This window comes from Actinomadura chokoriensis (genome assembly GCF_039529475.1).
GTDB classification, from domain to species: Bacteria; Actinomycetota; Actinomycetes; order Streptosporangiales; family Streptosporangiaceae; genus Spirillospora; species Spirillospora bangladeshensis.
Window position 1 is genome coordinate 93,759 of record NZ_BAAAMW010000022.1, and the last position, 16,501, is coordinate 110,259.

A 16,501-nucleotide genomic window follows, 5' to 3' on the forward strand; every position below is an offset into this window, starting at 1 on the left:
GCTTGCCCCGCATGACGCTCGGTGACGGGGAACGACCCGCACGCCGGATCCGTACTACCTACGGGAGGCGTACATGCGACTGCACACGATCGTCCTGGTCTCCGCCGCGGTGCTCCTGGCGGGCTGCTCGTCCTCGTCCGGTGGCGGCGGGGACGGTGACGGCGGTGCGCGCACACCGGCGCCGCCGACGTCCGGCCCGCCGGCGGAGGCGACCGGCAAGCCGCGCACGGTGGCGTCGGGCCTCGAGGTGCCGTGGGCGGTCGCGTTCCTGCCCGGTGGAGACGCCCTCGTCACCGAACGCGACTCCGCTCGCGTCGTGCGGGTCACGCCGTCCGGGAAGAAGACGACCGTGGGCACGGTGCCCGGCGTCGAGCCGCAGTCGGAAGCAGGACTACTGGGCGTAGCGGTGTCCCCGTCCTATTCGACCGACCACCTCGTCTACCTGTACTACACGGCCGCGTCGGACAACCGTGTCGTCCGCGCCACCTACGACGGGCGCCTCGGCACGCCCGAGCCGATCGTCACCGGCATCCCGAAGGGCCCCAACCATGACGGCGGCCGGCTGGCGTTCGGCCCGGACAAGATGCTCTACATCACCACCGGCGAGACCGGCGACGGCCCTCTCGCCCAGGACAAGGGCTCCCTCGCCGGGAAGATCCTCCGGGTCACCCCCGACGGGAAGCCCGCCCCCGGCAACCCGTTCGGGAACCGCGTCTGGACCTACGGGCACCGCAACGTGCAGGGCCTCGCGTGGGACGGCGAGGGCCGCCTCTACGCCACCGAGTTCGGCCAGAACCGCTTCGACGAGATCAACCTGATCCAGAAGGGCCGCAACTACGGCTGGCCCGAGGTCGAGGGCGACGAGGACGGCGGCGACGGCTTCACGAAACCGCTGCTGACGTGGACGACCGACGAGGCGTCCCCGTCCGGTCTCGCCTACGCCGACGGCTCCCTGTGGGCAGCCGCCCTGCGCGGCGAGCGCCTCTGGCAGGTCCCCCTGGACAACGGCAAGGCGGGTCGGCCGGTCGCGCACTTCGAGAACGAGTTCGGCCGGCTGCGCGCCGTCGTCACGGCCCCGGACGGCACCCTCTGGGTGACGACCAGCAACCGCGACGGCCGCGGCGAGCCGGCCCGGGACGACGACCGCATTCTCAGCGTGCCGGCCGGCTGACCGCCGTCCCGCGGCTCCCGCCGCGGGACGGCGCCACGCGTCAGGACGCGCCGAGCTTCTCCAGGATCAGCTCGCGCGCCCGCCCGGCGTCGGCCTGCCCGCGGGTCGCCTTCATCACGGCGCCGACGAGGGCGCCGGCCGCGGCGACCTTGCCGGCCCGGATCTTGTCGGCCACGGCCGCGTTGTCGGCGATCACCTGGTCGATGACCGACGACAGCTCGCCCTCGTCGCTGACGACCTTGAGGCCGCGCTTCGCGACGACCTCGTCCGGCGTGCCCTCGCCCGCGAGGACGCCCTCGAACACCTTCCGGGCCAGCTTGTCGTTCAGCTCCCCGGCCGTGATCATCGCCTGCACCCGCGCGACCTGCTCCGGCGTGATCGGCAGGTCCGCCAGCTCGACGCCCTGCTCGGTCGCGCGCCGCGACAGCTCGTTCATCCACCACTTGCGGGCCGCGGGCGCGTCGGTGCCCTGCGCGATCGTCGCCTCGATGAGGTCGACGGCGCCGGCGTTGACGACGTCCCGCAGCTCCAGGTCGGACAGGTTCCACTCCGCCTGGATGCGGCGCCGCCGCGCCGCGGGCAGCTCCGGCAGCGACGCGCGCAGCTCCTCGACCCACTCCCGGGACGGCGCCATCGGCACCAGGTCGGGCTCGGGGAAGTAGCGGTAGTCCTGCGCCTCCTCCTTGCTGCGCCCGCTCGTGGTGCGGCCGGTGTCCTCGTGGAAGTGGCGGGTCTCCTGGACCACGCGCCCGCCCGCGTCCAGCACACCGGCCTGCCGCTCGATCTCCGACCGGACGGCCCGCTCCACCGACCGCAGCGAGTTGACGTTCTTCGTCTCCGTCCGGGTGCCCCACTCCTGCGCGCCGCGCGGCATGAGCGAGACGTTCACGTCGCAGCGCATCGAGCCCTGCTCCATGCGGACGTCCGAGACGCCGAGCGAGCGGACCAGCTCGCGCAGCTCCGTCGCGTACGCCCGCGCCACCAGCGGCGCCTTGTCGCCGGTCGCCGGGATCGGCCGGGTGACGATCTCCACCAGCGGGATGCCGGCCCGGTTGTAGTCCACCAGCGAGTACTCGGCCCCCTGGATGCGCCCGGTCGACCCGCCGACGTGCAGCGACTTGCCGGTGTCCTCCTCCATGTGGACGCGCTCGATCTCGATCCGGTACGTCTCGCCCTCGACCTCGATGTCCAGGTGGCCGTCCACGCAGAGCGGCTCGTCGTACTGCGAGATCTGGAAGTTCTTCGGCATGTCCGGGTAGAAGTAGTTCTTCCGGGCGAACCGGCACCATTCCACGATGTCGCAGTTCAGCGCGAGCCCGATCTTGATGATGCCCTCGATCGCGGCGTGGTTGGTCACCGGCAGCGCCCCGGGCAGCCCCAGGCACACCGGGCACACCTGCGTGTTCGGGTCGGCCCCGAACTCCGTCGGGCAGCCGCAGAACATCTTCGACGCGGTCCCGAGCTCGATGTGCGTCTCGATCCCGAGCACCGGCTCGAACTTCGCCAGCGCCTCGTCGTAGTCCATCAGCGTCGGGGTCGTCACTTCGCCTCCACCAGTTCCGGGGCCTGGGCCAGCAGCGGGCCGCCCCACCGGTCTTCCAGGGCCCGCTCGACGGCGGCGCCGACGCGGTAGACGCGGTCGTCGCCGAGGACCGGGGCCATGATCTGCAGGCCGACCGGCAGGCCGTCCGACAGGCCGCACGGCACCGAGATCGCGGCGTTGCCGGTGAGGTTCGCCGGGATCGTGCACAGGTCGGCCAGGTACATCGCGATCGGGTCGTCGGCGCGCTCGCCGATCGGGAACGCGGTGGTCGGCGTCGTCGGCGACACCAGCACGTCCACCTGCTCGAACGCGGCCTCGAAGTCGCGCTTGATCAGCGTGCGGACCTGCTGCGCCTTGCCGTAGTAGGCGTCGTAGTAGCCCGACGACAGCGCGTACGTGCCGAGCATGATGCGGCGCTTGACCTCGGGGCCGAAGCCCTCGGCGCGGGTCAGCGCCATGACCTCCTCGGCGCTGCGGGAGCCGTCGTCGCCGACGCGCAGGCCGTACCGCATCGCGTCGAAGCGGGCCAGGTTGGACGAGCACTCCGACGGCGCGATCAGGTAGTAGGCGGGCAGCGCGTAGGTGAAGTTCGGGCAGGACACCTCGACGACCTTCGCGCCGAGCGACTCCAGCAGTTCGACCGCCTCGTTGAACCGGGCGGTCACGCCCGGCTGGTAGCCGTCGCCGGCGAACTCCTTCACGACGCCGACCCGCAGGCCGTTGACGTCGCCGTGCCGGGCGGCCTCCACGACCGGCGGGACGGCCTCGCTCACCGACGTCGAGTCCATCGGGTCGTGCCCGCTGAACGCCTCGTGCAGCAGCGCCGCGTCGAGGACGTTGCGCGCGAACGGGCCGGGCGTGTCCAGCGAGGACGCGAACGCGATCACCCCGTACCGGGACGAGCCGCCGTAGGTGGGCTTCATCCCGACGATGCCGGTGACGGCGGCGGGCTGCCGGATGGAGCCGCCCGTGTCGGTGCCGGTCGACAGCGGCGCCTCGTACGCGGCGACGGCCGCGGACGACCCGCCGGACGACCCGCCCGGGATGCGCTCCAGGTCCCACGGGTTGCGCGAGGTCTTGTAGGCGCTGTTCTCGGTGGACGACCCCATGGCGAACTCGTCCATGTTGGTCTTGCCGAGGATCACCAGCCCCGCCTGCCGCAGCCGCGCCGTGATGGTCGCGTCGTACGGCGGCCGCCACCCCTCGAGGATCTTCGACCCCGCGGTGGTCGGCATGTCGGTCGTGGTGAACACGTCCTTGTGCGCGATCGGGACGCCGGCCAGCGGGCCGAGTTCCTCGCCCGCCGCGCGCCGCTCGTCCACCCTCCGCGCCTGCGCCAGCGTCGTGTCGCGGTCGACGTGCAGGAACGCGTTGACCCGCTCGTCCACGGCCGCGATGCGGTCGAGGTGCGCCTCGGCGACCTCGACGGCCGACACCTCACCGGCGGCGAGCAGCTCCCCGAGTTCCGCCGCGCCCTTCCTGACCAGCTCCATCAGGCCTCCTCGTCCAGGATCCGCGGGACGCGGAAGCGCTGCTCCTCGGCCGCCGGCGCGCCGGCGAGGGCCTGCTCGGGGGAGAGGCACGGCCGTACCTCGTCCGTCCGGTAGACGTTGGTCAGCGGGAGCGCGTGCGAGGTGGGCGGGATGTCCTCCGCCGCGACCTCCTGCACCCGCGCGACCGCGGAGATGATCTGGTCGAGCTGGGCGGCGAGATGGTCGAGCTCATCGTCGCCGAGCGCCAGCCGGGACAGCCGGGCGAGGTGCGTGACCTCGTCACGGGTGATGGCGGACATGAGAGAAACCGTTCCTGCGATGAAGTGGGTTCACCGCCATCCTATGGGCCCGCCGCCCCGCCGCCCGACCGCTTTACGCGGGCGCGACCACGGCGCGCCGTTTCATCTCCGCCTGCGGGGAACGCTTGTCACGTCCACCCCCGGGACGACGAGAGGAGCCCGCCGTGACCATCGGCGGCAGCATCGCCCTGATCATCATCGGCGCGATCCTGGCCTATGCGGTCAACTACGAGTTCAGCGGCATCGACATCCGCCTGGTCGGCGTGATCCTGATGGTCGGCGGCCTGATCGGACTGGTCATCGGCATCGTCCGGATCGTGTCCGCCCGCCGCGCGGTCGACCGCCGTCCCCCGCCCCGCGTCCGCGAGGAGTACTACGAGGACGACTACGAGACCCGCCGCCGCCCGTACTGACCCCTACTGCGGCGGCTGCGGCGGCCGGTACTGCTGAGGCACCGGCTGCTGCGCCCCCGCGCCCGGCTGCGCATACGGCTGCCCCTGCTGGAACGGGAACGTCACCGTCTTCGCCGGCGACTCCGACGCGCTCATCCCGGCCAGCGCGCCCGCCCCGATGACCGCGGCCGACAGCATGACGAATCCCCCGAGGAGCACGCTGATGAGGTCGCCGATATTGGCGTCGCTCTGGTTGTCGGGCAGATCCGAGATGACACCGAAGAACACGCCTCCGGCCACCAGGATGCACAGTCCAAGAATCACTCCGCGCGCGGCGTTCATGACGCGAGATGGTAGCGCCCCCACCCACACCGCGTAAGACCAACAGCAAACCCGCAAGTCAGCCCCCCGGGCGGCTCTCGGACGAGCACAATTCCCACCCTCTTGGACCGGACCTGAGCCGTGCCGCCGACCCGAAGCGGCGACCACGGGCAGGCACGCGGAGGGCGCTCTAGCGCCCGGAGCGGGCCTGCCCGCCGAGCCGGGCGACCGCAGCGACACCGGCAAACCCGCACGGTCACAACAAACCCGCACCGTGGCGTGAGGATCGACCGGCTCGTGACGGGGGTTCCAGGGGGTCGCCCCCTGGGCAGACACAGTCGCCCCCCCTGGGTCAAGCAGCAGGTTCCGGGGTTATCTGCGTGTGGCGGCGGAGCCAGGCGGTGGCGGTGGGGGCGTCCATGGGGCGGCCGAAGTGCCAGCCCTGGGCGGCGTCGCAGCCCATGTCGCGGAGGGCCTCGGCGGTGGCCGGGTCTTCGACGCCCTCGGCGACGGAGCGGAGGCCGAGGGTGCGGACGAGGTCGACGATGGAGCGGACGATGACGGCGTCGTCGGGGGATTCGGCGATGCGGCGGACGAAGGAGGCGTCGATCTTGATCTCTTCGACGGGGAGGCGCTTGAGCCGGACGAGCGAGGAGTAGCCGGTGCCGAAGTCGTCCAGGCTGAGCGGGATGCCGAGGTCGGCGAGGGCGCCGACGGTGTCGGAGGCGTAGGCGGGCTCGTTCATCAGGATCCGCTCGGTGATCTCCAGCTGGAGCGCGGCGGCGGGCAGGCCGCGGGCGAGCAGGCCCTCCTCGATGGTCTCGGCGAGGCCGGTGTCGAGGAGGTCGCGGCCGGAGGCGTTGACGGCGACCTGGACGGCGAGGTCCTCGCGCCACCAGGCGGCGGTCTGCGCGAGCGCGGCGGTGACGACGTGGTGGGTGATGGACCGCATCAGGTAGGTCTGCTCGGCGATGGACAGGAACGCCTCGGGTTCGAGGAGCCCCTGGTCGGGGTGCCGCCAGCGCAGCAGGGCCTCCATGCCGACGAGGTGGCCGTCCCGCAGCGAGACCTTCGGCTGGTAGAACAGTTCGAGCTCGGAGCGGTCGATGGCGCGGCGGAGGTCGCCGAGCATGCTCAGCCGGGCCGGGGAGTTGCGGTCCTTGGTCGGCGAGTAGATCTCGACGCCGGTGCGGGCCTCCTTGGCGTTGTACATGGCCACGTCGGCGCGCTGCAGGAGCAGTTCGAAGTCGGGCGCGTGGTCGGGGAACAGCGCGATGCCGACGCTGGCCTCCAGGTCGAACGACATGCCGTCGAGGCGGACGGGTTCGCTGAGCGCGGCGCGCAGCCGGGCGGCGACCTCGCGGGCGGCGGCCTCGTCGCGGACGGTCGGCAGCAGCACCGCGAACTCGTCGCCGCCGAGCCGCGCCACGAGGTCGCCGGGGCGGACGCTGTGGGTGAGCCGGTGCGCGACGAGCTGCAGGAGCCGGTCGCCGGTGGGGTGGCCGAGGGTGTCGTTGACCTCCTTGAACCGGTCGAGGTCGAGGAGGAACAGCCCGGCGCGGTGGTCGGGCGGGTCGGCGGTCTTGCGGCGGGCGAGGCGGCGCCGCTCGGCGCCGCGCGCTTCGGCGAGGGCCTCCTCGGTGCGGACGATCAGCAGCTTGCGGTTGGGCAGCCCGGTGAGCCCGTCGTGCAGGGCCTGGTGCTCGCGCCGCACGGACACCGACGCGTTCATGTAGACGGCGATGAACGGCAGGACGATGAGCGGGACGAACAGCGCGGACCGGTCCATCGCGACGACCATCAGCGGGGCCAGGCCGAGCAGGGCCAGGTGGACGAGCACCTGGTAGGCGAGGTCCATGCGGAGCGCCTTGACCAGCGAGACGCGCGCGTGCAGGGCGACGGCGGAGCCGACGAGGGTGTCGTTGCAGGCGAAGTAGACGGCGCCGGCGAGCGCGATCGCGGGCAGGTCGGAGCCGTGCGGCACCCACAGGTCGGACGGGGTGGCGAGGTTGCCGAACAGGGCGAGGACGAGCTGGGCGGCGGCGAGGCTGAGGGTGTACTGGGCGGCGTTGAAGGCGATCCGGTGCGGGGCGCGGCCGCGGAAGATCCCGCAGGTGACGACGGCGACGACCTGCAGGGCGGCGGCGATGGGCAGGCCGGCGTACAGCAGCGCGGCGAACGAGAACGTGGTCGAGGTGGTGGCGCCGTTGTTCTCGGTGGAGCCGGGGGTGATGATCGGGCGCAGCTCGCCGAACACGATGAAGCAGCCGAGGATCCAGAACAGGGGCGTGCTGACGAGCGCGTCCAGGTCGGCGGAGCTCAGCCCGGAGAACGCGGCCCCGCCGGCCGTGACGCCGAGCAGGATGACCACGACGAAGTAGATCCACAACGGGGAACCACGGCGCGGGGCCGTGTTCCGTGTGTTGTTCGGGTCCTTCATCACATCCTCGGGGGGTTCGGGGGGCCGTCCCCCGGCACCGGGCGTCCCCGACCTCGGGGGACGCCCCCCGGGTGTTACGTCCGGAGATACAGGTACAGGTCGTGATGAGTGGGAGGGTACGGCCTCGGCTCAACTTCGCGAAACCGTTTGCGTACGTTCCGTTATGCCGTACCGTACCCGCCGCTCATCGTTGGGTAACTGGAGTGTACCCCTGAGTAACGCGGACCTGGTGAGACCCCCATGATCACGCGGGGTCATTCATCGGCGCGCAAAGTCACGTTTTTGGCCGCATCCGGCCCCTCGGCGAGCAGGACGCGGAAGCCGTCCTCGGCCAGGACGGGCACTCCGAGCTTGACGGCCTTGTCGTACTTCGACCCGGGACTGTCGCCGACGACCACGAAGCCGGTCTTCTTCGACACCGAGCCGGACACCTTGCCGCCGAGCCGCTGCACCGCCTCGGTCGCCGAGTCTCGGCTGTACTCCTCCAGCGAGCCGGTGATCACCACGGTGACGCCCTCCAGCGGGCGCGGGCCCGCGGCGCCCTCGTCCTCCATCCGGACGCCGGCGGCCCGCCACTTGTCGACGATCTCGCGGTGCCAGTCGACCGCGAACCACGTCTTGATCGACGCCGCGATCGTCGGCCCGACGCCGTCGACCGCCGCGAGCTCCTCCTCGGTCGCGTTCGCGATCGCGTCCATCGAGCGCATCTCGCGGGCCAGGTCGCGCGCCGCGGACGGGCCGACGTGCCGGATCGACAGCGCCACCAGCACCCGCCACAGGGGCTGCCGCTTGGCCTTCTCCAGCTCGTCGAAGAGGATCTCGACGGTCTTCTTCGGCTCGCCCTCCTTGTTGGCGAAGAAGGACACGACCTTCGGCTCGCCGGTCTTCGGGTCGGTCTTCGCGGTGCCGGTCTTGGAGTCGAGCACGATGCTGCGGATCGGCAGCAGCCGGTCGACGGTCAGGTGGAACAGGTCGCCCTCGTTCCTCACCGGCGGGTCGGACGGCTCCAGCGGCTGCGTCAGCGCGGTCGCCGCCACGTATCCGAGCGCCTCGATGTCGAGCGCGTTGCGGCTCGCGACGAAGTACAGCCGCTCGCGCAGCTGCCCGGGGCAGTACTGCGCGTTCGGGCAGCGGATGTCGGCGTCGCCCTCCTTCTCGTACGCCAGTTCGGTGCCGCACTCGGGGCAGTGCTCGGGCATCTGGAACTCGCGCTCGGAGCCGTCCCGCAGCGCGGTCACCGGCGCGACGATCTCGGGGATGACGTCGCCGGCCTTGCGCAGCACCACGGTGTCGCCGATCAGCACGCCCTTGCGCTTGACCTCGCCCGCGTTGTGCAGCGTGGCCCGGTCGACCGTCGAGCCCGCGACCTTCACCGGCTCCATCACGCCGTACGGGGTGATGCGCCCGGTCCGCCCGACGCCGACCTTGATGTCGAGGAGCCTGGTGTTGACCTCCTCGGGCGGGTACTTCCACGCGATCGCCCAGCGCGGCGCCCGGCTCGTCGACCCGAGCCGCCGCTGCAGCGCGAACTGGTCGACCTTCACCACGACCCCGTCGATCTCGTAGGCGGGGTCGTGCCGGTGCTCGCCGTACTCGTCGATGTACTCGCGGACGGCGTCCATCCCGCCGACGACCTTGTACCGGTCGCTGACCGGCAGGCCCCAGCCGCGCATCAGTTCGTACGCCCCGGACTGGCTCTCCGGATACGTCCCGCCGCGCCAGGCGCCGAACCCGTGGACGAGCATGCCGAGCGGACGGTGCGCGGTGACCCGCGGGTCCTTCTGCCGCAGCGACCCGGCCGCCGCGTTGCGCGGGTTGGCGAACGGCTCCTTGCCGGCCTCGACCTGGGCGGCGTTGACCTGCTCGAACCCCTCGACGGGCAGGAAGACCTCGCCGCGCACCTCCAGGACGTCCGGCCAGCCCTCCCCCGCCAGCCGGTCCGGGATGTCGGCGATGGTGCGGATGTTGTTGGTGACGTCCTCGCCGGTGCGCCCGTCGCCGCGGGTGACCCCGCGCGTCAGCCGCCCGTTCTCGTAGACCAGCGCGATCGCCAGCCCGTCGATCTTCAGCTCGCACAGGTAGCCGGCGACCTCGCCGACCTCCTTGACGACGCGCTCGTCCCACGCGAGCAGCTCGTCGGCGCTCATCGCGTTGTCGAGGCTCTGCATCCGCTCCAGGTGCCGGACGGTCGCGAAGTCGGTGACGATCGGCGCGCCGACCTTCTGCGTCGGCGAGTCGGGCGTGACCAGTTCCGGGTGCCGCTCCTCCAGCGCGCGGATCTCCCGCATCCGCTCGTCGTAGTCGGCGTCGGTGAGCGTCGGCTGGTCGAGGACGTAGTACCGGTAGTTGGCCTCGTCGAGTTCTTCGGTCAGCCGGCGGTGCCGCTGCCGGGCCTCGGTGGGAACGCCGTCGCTCATGGTCATGCCCTTATTCTCGCCGCCGCGTCCGACATTATGAGCGCACCTCAGTCGGCGGCCTCGTAAAGCATGCGGGCCGTTTCGCGGCACCGCGTGAGCGCTTCCCGGACGTACCGGGGCGATGCCCCCGCCATGCCGCAGGCGGGGGTGATCACGACCTGTCTCGCGATCTGCGCGGGCGGGAACCCGAGCCGCCGCCACAGCCCCTTCACCGGCTCCCCGGTCGCCTGGAGGGACGGCAGGACGGCGTCGACCGCGGGCACCGCGCTGAGGAACAGGGCCGTCCCCGCGTCGATCGCCTCCCCCACGGCGTCGTCGTCACGCTTCGGCACCAGCCGCAGATCGACCGAGATCGCCTTCGCGCCGGCGCCGCGCAGCAGCCCGTACGGGACGTTCCGGGCGCAGCAGTGCACGACCGGGTAGGCGGCGCCGTCCCCGCAGGCCGCCTCGATCACCGTGCGCAGGACGTCCTCGGCGACGGGCTCCTCGATCGCGCGCAGCCGCGAGAACCCGCTGGCGGTGGGCACCGTCCCGGCGAGGACGGCGGGCAGGCCCGGCTCGTCCAGCTGCAGGACGATGTCCGCCGCGGGGAGCCGGCGCCGGACGTCCGCGACGTGCGCGGCGACGCCCTCGGCGAGCGAGGCGGCCAGGTCGCGGACGGCGCCCGGGTCCTTCAGCGCCCGGTCGCCGTGCCGCAGCTCGATCGTGGACGCCAGCGTCCACGGCCCGCACACCTGGATCTTGAACGGGCCGTCGTGCCCGCCCGCGACCTCCTCCAGGACGTCCAGGTCCCGCGCGAGATGGTCGTGGGCGCGCAGCGTGTCGCGTCCGGGACGGTCGGAGAACCGCCACCCGGACGGCTCGACCCGCACCGGCATGTCGATCAGCAGCCCGGCCGTCCGCCCGGTCAGGTCGGCGCCGGGGCCGCGCGCGGGCAGCTCCGGCAGGTGCGGCAGCTCGGGAAGCTCGCCGAGGACGACCCGCAGCGCCTCCGCCGGGTCGGTCCCCGGATAGGACCCGACACCGGTCGCCGTCGCGGGCCGCCAGGGATAATCGGTCACACCGGGAAGCCTAGCGGCGCGGTGATCACACCAGTTCCGCGAGCCGGTCCAGGTAGCGGAGCGTGTCGCCCTCCGGCTCGGTCTTCAGGTTGAACAGCACCTCGTCGACGCCCGCGGCCTCCAGCTCGGCGACGGCCTCGCGCCTGCCGGGCGCCCCGAACACCGTGACCGGCACCCGGCGGCCCGCCCGCTCCCGCAGCTCGGCGATCTGCGCGGCCAGCACGTCCGTGCCGCGCCCGTAGATCGGCATCCAGCCGTCGCCGAACTCGACGACCCGGTCGAAGGTCGTCGGCCCGGCCCCGCCGATCATCACGGGCGGGTGCGGGTCCTGGACGGGCTTCGGGTAGGAGAACACCGGGTCGAAGTCGACGAACTCGCCGTGGAACTCGGCCTGGTCCTTCGTCCACAGCTCCTTGACGGCGAGCACGCGCTCGCGGAGCAGCCGCATCCGGGTCGTGGGCTCGGTGCCGTGGTTGCGCATCTCCTCCCGGTTCCAGCCGGCGCCGACGCCGAGCACGGCGCGCCCGCCGGAGACCAGGTCGAGGGAGGCGACCTCCTTGGCCAGGATGATCGGGTCCCGCTGAATGACCAGGGCGATGCCCGTCCCGACGCGGAGCCGCTCGGTCACCGCCGCCGCGGCGGTCAGCGCCACGAACGGGTCGAGCGTCCGGTAGTACATCCGGGGCAGTTCGGCCCCGCCCGGCCACGGCGACTCCCGCTTCACCGGGATGTGCGTGTGCTCGGCCAGGAACAGCGACCCGAGCCCGCGCTCCTCCAGCGCCCGGCCGAGCGCCGCCGGCCCGATCCCGTCATCGGTCACGAACGTCGAGACACCGAATTCCACGACACCCTCCCAAGATCGCCTACCGGTCCATAAGCGACCGGCGCCCCCGATGATTCCCCAGAACGCCGGCCGGAGGGCGCGCGCCGGCCGCAACGGACACGTCCGCGCCCAGGTCAGGCGGGGACGGCGGCGGTTTCCGCGATGGTGGACGAGGCCAGGACGCGGTCGGCGTCGTAGAGGACGGCGGCCTGGCCCGGTGCGACGCCGCGGGCGGGCTTGGACAGGCGGATGCGCAGGTCGCCGCCGTCCTGCTCGGCCGTGCAGGGGTAGACCTCGCCGTGGGCGCGGAGCTGCACCTCGCAGGCGAACGGGCCGCCGCGGGGCTCGCTCAGCCATACCGGGCGCTCGCCGGTGATCTCGCGGACGTCCAGGTCCTCGCGCGATCCGACCGTCACCGTGTTCGTCACCGGGGAGATGCCGAGGACGTAGCGGGGGCGCCCGTCCGGGGCGGGGGTGCCGAGCCGCAGGCCCTTGCGCTGGCCGATCGTGTAGGCGTAGGCGCCGTCGTGCTCGCCGACCTCGTTGCCGTCGGTGTCGACGATCGGGCCCTTCGCCGAGCCGAGCCGCTCGGCGAGGAAGCCGCGCGTGTCGCCGTCGGCGATGAAGCAGATGTCGTGGCTGTCGGGCTTGTCGGCGACCTGGAGGCCGCGCCGCTCCGCCTCCCGCCGGATGTCGGCCTTGGCGGTGTCGCCGAGCGGGAACAGCGCGTGCGCGAGCTGCTCGGGCGTGCAGACGGCCAGCACGTACGACTGGTCCTTGCCGGCGTCGACGCCGCGGCGCAGGACGCCGTCCTCCAGCCGGGCGTAGTGGCCGGTGCAGACGGCGTCGAAGCCGAGCGCCATCGCGCGGTCCAGCAGCGCGGCGAACTTGATCTTCTCGTTGCAGCGCAGGCACGGGTTCGGGGTGCGGCCGGCGGCGTACTCGCTGACGAAGTCCTCGACGACGTCTTTGTGGAACCGTTCGGCGAGGTCCCAGACGTAGAAGGGGATGCCGATCACGTCGGCGGCGCGGCGGGCGTCCCGGGAGTCCTCCAGGGTGCAGCAGCCGCGCGCGCCCGTGCGGTAGGACTGGGGGTTGCTGGACAGGGCCATGTGGACGCCGGTGACGTCGTGCCCGGCCTCGGCGGCGCGGGCGGCGGCCACGGCGGAGTCGACGCCGCCCGACATGGCGGCGAGTACACGCAGGGTCATAGTCCTTCGAGCGTACGCGGCGTGGCCCGGTCGGCAGTCCGCATTTCCGCGTACGATTGGGGCCGCTATGGGAATCTTCCGACGTCCGCGCGAGGCGTCCGCCGTCGCACCGCCCGCCATCAGCGAGTTCTGGGAGTGGTGGGCGCAGGCCCGCCCGACGATCGAGGCGTCGCTGGCCGCCGGGCCCGAGCCCGACGCGCCGGAGGCCGCCGCGCCCGGCGAGGGGCTGTCGGCGGAGACGATCGAGGAGCTGTCGCGCCGCGTCCACAAGATCCACGCGGGGCTGCAGTGGGAGATCGGCGGCGCCGACGACCGGAACCCGTCGCTGACCGTGACCGGCGGCGGCGACCCGGGGCTGCGCGGGGTCACCGAGCGCTGGGTGCGGGCCGCGCCGACCGGCGGCGCGGCCGCCGGGTGGAGGTTCTACCCGGCGCGCCAGGCCGACCCGGAGATGCTCAACCAGGACCTCATCCTCGGCGACCACGAGTTCGACCTCGAGTACGTCCGGCTGGGCATGCGGGCCGACGCCGACCGCGCCCGCGTGCACATCACCGCCTACCACCCCGACTTCCTGTTCGTCGCCGAGGAGCAGCAGCTCCAGGTGGCGCTGAACGTCCTGTACTGGGCGCTCGGCGAGGACGACGTGGCCCGCTGGATCGGCGAGGTCGCGATCGCGACGGAGTCGCCGATCGACTCGCTGGCGCCGTCGATGCTGCCCGCCGTCGTCGAGCAGGTCGCCGAGCCGTTCGCCGAGCCCGCCTGGCTGACCGGCGAGGGCCGCACCCCGCGCGGGCACCCGGCCCGGCTCGGCGCCCGGTTCCCGCTGCACCGGCAGGACTACCCGCTCTGCGACCTGCACGTGGCGATCACCGTCCCGTACGCCAACAGCAACCCCGACCGGCTGCCGGTCGAGCCGTCGGCGGGCGCCCTGCGCGCCTTCGAGAAGAAGCTGAACAAGCTCGGCGACCGCGCGGTCCTCGCCGTCCGGGAGACCGGCGACGGCCTACGCGTCTTCCACCTCTACGCCGACCCCGACTCGGGCGTCATCTCCGAGCTCGACCAGCTCGCGGCCGGCTGGCCGGAGGGCAAGGCCAAGGTCGCCTCCACGGCCGACCCCGGCTGGAAGGCCCTCGCGCCCTACCAGCCCTGACGGGTCGCGTCCACCGTGCGCCAGCGGGCCTCGCAGAACGAGTAGAGGCCGAAGGTCAGCACGCCCGCGGCGACCGCCGCCAGGCCCCAGGGGCCGGCCGGGGTGCCGGCGAACTCGCGGAGCGCGCCGTCGAGCCCGTGGGCCCTCTGCGGCTGGAAGCTGATGGCGGCGTAGGCGAGGAAGGCGCCGACGGCGACGCCGACGAGGCCGCGGGCGGTGCCGCCGACGATCCCGAACGGCTGGACGAAGCGGCGCGCGGCCTCGCTCATCCGGCCGGTCTCCAGCTCGTCCATGAACTGGCGCCGGACGCCGTTGGCAACCACGACGGCGCCCCACACCACGAAACCGGCGGCGATCGCGAGGACGAGCCACCGGCCGCCGGGCTCGCCCATGAGCCGCGCGGTGAGGGTCTTGGACTGCTGGTCGCTCGACGTGCCCTGGTGGCCGAACAGGAACGCGAGGGTCCCCGCGCAGCCGGCCGAGTACATGACGCCGCGCACGCCCGAGGTCAGCCGCTTGTGGGGTTTGTCACCGTCCGAGACCGGACGTCCGTACACGGCCTCGGCGTACTGCCAGAGGGCGAGCGCGGCGAGGCCCGCGACCATCAGCCAGAGGACGACCGGGCCGCCGGGCTTGCCGGCGACGACCTGCAGCGCGCCCTTGCGGTCGGCCTCCTTCCCGTCGCCTCCGAAGGCCACCTGGAGGGCGAGCCAGCCGACGAGCAGGTAGAGAAGGCCCCGGGCGACCAGGCCCACGCGTGACATGCGGTGGAACCAGGGGTGTCCGGCCGCCTGCTTGATCCCGTCGCGCACATCCGTCGTCACGGGCAACGCTGTCCCCGTTCAAGGGACGGTCAAACCAGGACAGATCAGCTCAGACCCGCGCGGCGTGCGCGTTCGACCACCGGACCGATGGCGTCGGCGAGGGCTTTCACGTCCGCCTCGGTGGAGGTGTGGCCGAGGGTGAAGCGCAGCGATCCGCGGGCGCGTTCGGGGGTCGCGTCCATCGCCAGCAGGACGTGGCTCGGCTGCGAGACGCCGGCCGAGCACGCGGACCCGGTGGAGCAGGCGATGCCGCGCGCGTCCAGCAGCATGAGCAGGGCGTCCCCCTCGCAGCCGGGGAAGGAGAAGTGCGCGTTGCCCGGCAGCCGGTCGGCGGGGTCGCCGTTCAGGACCGCGTCGGGGACCGCGGCGCGGACCTCCTCGATCAGCCGGTCGCGCAGCTCGGCCAGGCGGCGCGCCTCGGCGTCCCGGCGGGCGACGGTGGCCTGGACGGCGGCGGCGAACCCGGCGATGGCGGCGGTGTCGAGCGTCCCGGACCGGACGTCGCGCTCCTGCCCGCCGCCGTGCAGCAGCGGCACCGGGTCGAGGAACACCGGCTCCTTCGGCTTGGCGAGCAGCAGCGCGCCGACGCCGATCGGGCCGCCGAGCTTGTGGCCGGTGACCGTGAGGGCCTGCGCTCCGCTCGCCCGGAACCCGATGGGCAGCTGACCGGCCGCCTGGACGGCGTCGGTGTGCAGCGGGACGCCCCGCTCGCGGGCGGCGGCGGCGAGATCGGCGATCGGCTGGACGGTCCCGACCTCGTTGTTGGCCCACATCACGGTGGTGAGCGCCACGTCGCCGCCCTCGCCGAGCGCCTCGCGCAGCACTTCGGGGCGGACGCGGCCGAGCCCGTCCACCGGCAGCCAGGTGACCTCCGCCCCCTCGTGGTCGGCGAGCCACTGCACCGCGTCCATCACGGCGTGGTGCTCTATGGCGCCGGCCAGCACGCGGGTGCGGGCCGGGTCGGCGGCGCGGCGGGCCCAGTAGAGTCCTTTGACCGCGAGGTTGTCGGCCTCGGTGCCCCCGGAGGTGAACACGACCTCGCTCGGCCGGGCGCCGAACGCCTCGGCGATGATCTCCCGCGACTCCTCCACGACGCGGCGGGCGCGCCGCCCCACCGCGTGCAGCGAGGACGGATTGCCGAGCTCCCGCAGTTCGGCCGACATCGCCTCGATGGCCTCGGGCAGCATCGGGGTCGTCGCCGCATGGTCGAGGTAGGTCACCACGCGGTCAACAGTATCCGCGCCCGCCCTGTTCCCCACCGGTGGCCGGGGGGTTACGCGAATGCCGGAAATGTCGCGCCGACGCCGGGAATAGGGCACCCGCCGGCCGGGTTGCGCTTGTGTACCGTCCAGCCGG

The 16,501-nt window shown here is 72.9% G+C and carries 14 protein-coding genes; 3 read left to right on the forward strand and 11 right to left on the reverse strand.

The features are described 5' to 3' along the window. The first annotated feature begins 73 nt into the window (after positions 1 to 73). The gene (locus tag ABFX46_RS33995) at positions 74 to 1,171 is read left to right on the forward strand and encodes a PQQ-dependent sugar dehydrogenase (protein ID WP_346048020.1); all 1,098 of its coding nucleotides are present in this window, start codon (positions 74 to 76) and stop codon (positions 1,169 to 1,171) included. A 40-nt stretch (positions 1,172 to 1,211) separates the two neighbouring features. Here the strand turns inward: ABFX46_RS33995 and gatB are convergent, their stop codons facing one another. Genes gatB through gatC form a run of 3 tightly spaced genes read right to left on the reverse strand, consistent with a single transcriptional unit; the run spans position 1,212 to position 4,506 of the window. Continuing rightward, the gene (gene gatB / locus ABFX46_RS34000; protein WP_346048062.1) at positions 1,212 to 2,696 is read right to left on the reverse strand and encodes an Asp-tRNA(Asn)/Glu-tRNA(Gln) amidotransferase subunit GatB; all 1,485 of its coding nucleotides are present in this window, start codon (positions 2,694 to 2,696) and stop codon (positions 1,212 to 1,214) included. 14 nt (positions 2,697 to 2,710) lie between these two features. Next, positions 2,711 to 4,207 (reverse strand): Asp-tRNA(Asn)/Glu-tRNA(Gln) amidotransferase subunit GatA, encoded by a 1,497-nt coding sequence (gene gatA, locus ABFX46_RS34005; protein WP_346048021.1) that lies wholly within the window; start codon positions 4,205 to 4,207, stop codon positions 2,711 to 2,713. Next, the gene (gene gatC / locus ABFX46_RS34010) at positions 4,207 to 4,506 is read right to left on the reverse strand and encodes an Asp-tRNA(Asn)/Glu-tRNA(Gln) amidotransferase subunit GatC (RefSeq protein ID WP_346048022.1); all 300 of its coding nucleotides are present in this window, start codon (positions 4,504 to 4,506) and stop codon (positions 4,207 to 4,209) included. The genes gatA and gatC overlap by 1 nt, the downstream gene beginning before the upstream one ends. 164 nt (positions 4,507 to 4,670) lie before the next feature. Here gatC and ABFX46_RS34015 point away from each other — a divergent pair, with 164 nt between their 5' ends. Further along, a complete protein-coding gene (locus ABFX46_RS34015; RefSeq protein ID WP_346048023.1) occupies positions 4,671 to 4,919 on the forward strand; it encodes a DUF6458 family protein in 249 nt (82 codons plus the stop codon). A gap of 3 nt (positions 4,920 to 4,922) precedes the next feature. On the opposite strand, the gene ABFX46_RS34020 is transcribed toward ABFX46_RS34015, so the two are convergent. From ABFX46_RS34020 to mnmA, 6 genes are all read right to left on the reverse strand, one after another. Next, a complete protein-coding gene (locus ABFX46_RS34020; RefSeq protein WP_346048024.1) occupies positions 4,923 to 5,240 on the reverse strand; it encodes a hypothetical protein in 318 nt (105 codons plus the stop codon). 331 nt (positions 5,241 to 5,571) lie between these two features. Further along, complete coding sequence (locus tag ABFX46_RS34025) at positions 5,572 to 7,659, reverse strand: putative bifunctional diguanylate cyclase/phosphodiesterase (protein WP_346048026.1); 2,088 nt, start codon at positions 7,657 to 7,659, stop codon at positions 5,572 to 5,574. 254 nt (positions 7,660 to 7,913) lie between these two features. Further along, the gene (gene ligA, locus ABFX46_RS34030; RefSeq protein ID WP_346048027.1) at positions 7,914 to 10,082 is read right to left on the reverse strand and encodes an NAD-dependent DNA ligase LigA; all 2,169 of its coding nucleotides are present in this window, start codon (positions 10,080 to 10,082) and stop codon (positions 7,914 to 7,916) included. A gap of 41 nt (positions 10,083 to 10,123) precedes the next feature. After that, entirely contained in the window at positions 10,124 to 11,137 is a 1,014-nt protein-coding gene (locus tag ABFX46_RS34035; protein ID WP_346048028.1) for a methionine synthase, read from the reverse strand. Positions 11,138 to 11,162: 25 nt separating this feature from the next. Further along, entirely contained in the window at positions 11,163 to 11,981 is an 819-nt protein-coding gene (locus tag ABFX46_RS34040) for an LLM class F420-dependent oxidoreductase (RefSeq protein ID WP_346048029.1), read from the reverse strand. A 113-nt stretch (positions 11,982 to 12,094) separates the two neighbouring features. Continuing rightward, the gene (gene mnmA, locus ABFX46_RS34045) at positions 12,095 to 13,171 is read right to left on the reverse strand and encodes a tRNA 2-thiouridine(34) synthase MnmA (RefSeq protein WP_346048031.1); all 1,077 of its coding nucleotides are present in this window, start codon (positions 13,169 to 13,171) and stop codon (positions 12,095 to 12,097) included. Positions 13,172 to 13,238: 67 nt separating this feature from the next. On the opposite strand from mnmA, the gene ABFX46_RS34050 reads away from it, so the two are divergent. Further along, positions 13,239 to 14,321 (forward strand): DUF695 domain-containing protein, encoded by a 1,083-nt coding sequence (locus tag ABFX46_RS34050; protein ID WP_346048032.1) that lies wholly within the window; start codon positions 13,239 to 13,241, stop codon positions 14,319 to 14,321. Here the strand turns inward: ABFX46_RS34050 and ABFX46_RS34055 are convergent. Beyond that, the gene (locus ABFX46_RS34055; protein WP_346048033.1) at positions 14,309 to 15,145 is read right to left on the reverse strand and encodes a DUF1206 domain-containing protein; all 837 of its coding nucleotides are present in this window, start codon (positions 15,143 to 15,145) and stop codon (positions 14,309 to 14,311) included. The genes ABFX46_RS34050 and ABFX46_RS34055 overlap by 13 nt on opposite strands. Positions 15,146 to 15,189: 44 nt before the next feature. Next, a complete protein-coding gene (locus ABFX46_RS34060) occupies positions 15,190 to 16,365 on the reverse strand; it encodes a cysteine desulfurase family protein (RefSeq protein WP_346048063.1) in 1,176 nt (391 codons plus the stop codon). Between the last annotated feature and the right edge of the window lie 136 nt (positions 16,366 to 16,501).

Coding starts and splice junctions, on each gene's coding strand:
- ligA (WP_346048027.1), bottom strand. CDS start 10,082: ATGACCATGAGCGACGGCGTTCCCACCGAGGCCCGGCAGCGGCACCGC.
- mnmA (WP_346048031.1), bottom strand. CDS start 13,171: ATGACCCTGCGTGTACTCGCCGCCATGTCGGGCGGCGTCGACTCCGCC.
- ABFX46_RS34025 (WP_346048026.1), bottom strand. CDS start 7,659: ATGAAGGACCCGAACAACACACGGAACACGGCCCCGCGCCGTGGTTCC.
- gatA (WP_346048021.1), bottom strand. CDS start 4,207: ATGGAGCTGGTCAGGAAGGGCGCGGCGGAACTCGGGGAGCTGCTCGCC.
- ABFX46_RS34050 (WP_346048032.1), top strand. CDS start 13,239: ATGGGAATCTTCCGACGTCCGCGCGAGGCGTCCGCCGTCGCACCGCCC.
- ABFX46_RS33995 (WP_346048020.1), top strand. CDS start 74: ATGCGACTGCACACGATCGTCCTGGTCTCCGCCGCGGTGCTCCTGGCG.
- gatC (WP_346048022.1), bottom strand. CDS start 4,506: ATGTCCGCCATCACCCGTGACGAGGTCACGCACCTCGCCCGGCTGTCC.
- gatB (WP_346048062.1), bottom strand. CDS start 2,696: ATGGACTACGACGAGGCGCTGGCGAAGTTCGAGCCGGTGCTCGGGATC.
- ABFX46_RS34020 (WP_346048024.1), bottom strand. CDS start 5,240: ATGAACGCCGCGCGCGGAGTGATTCTTGGACTGTGCATCCTGGTGGCC.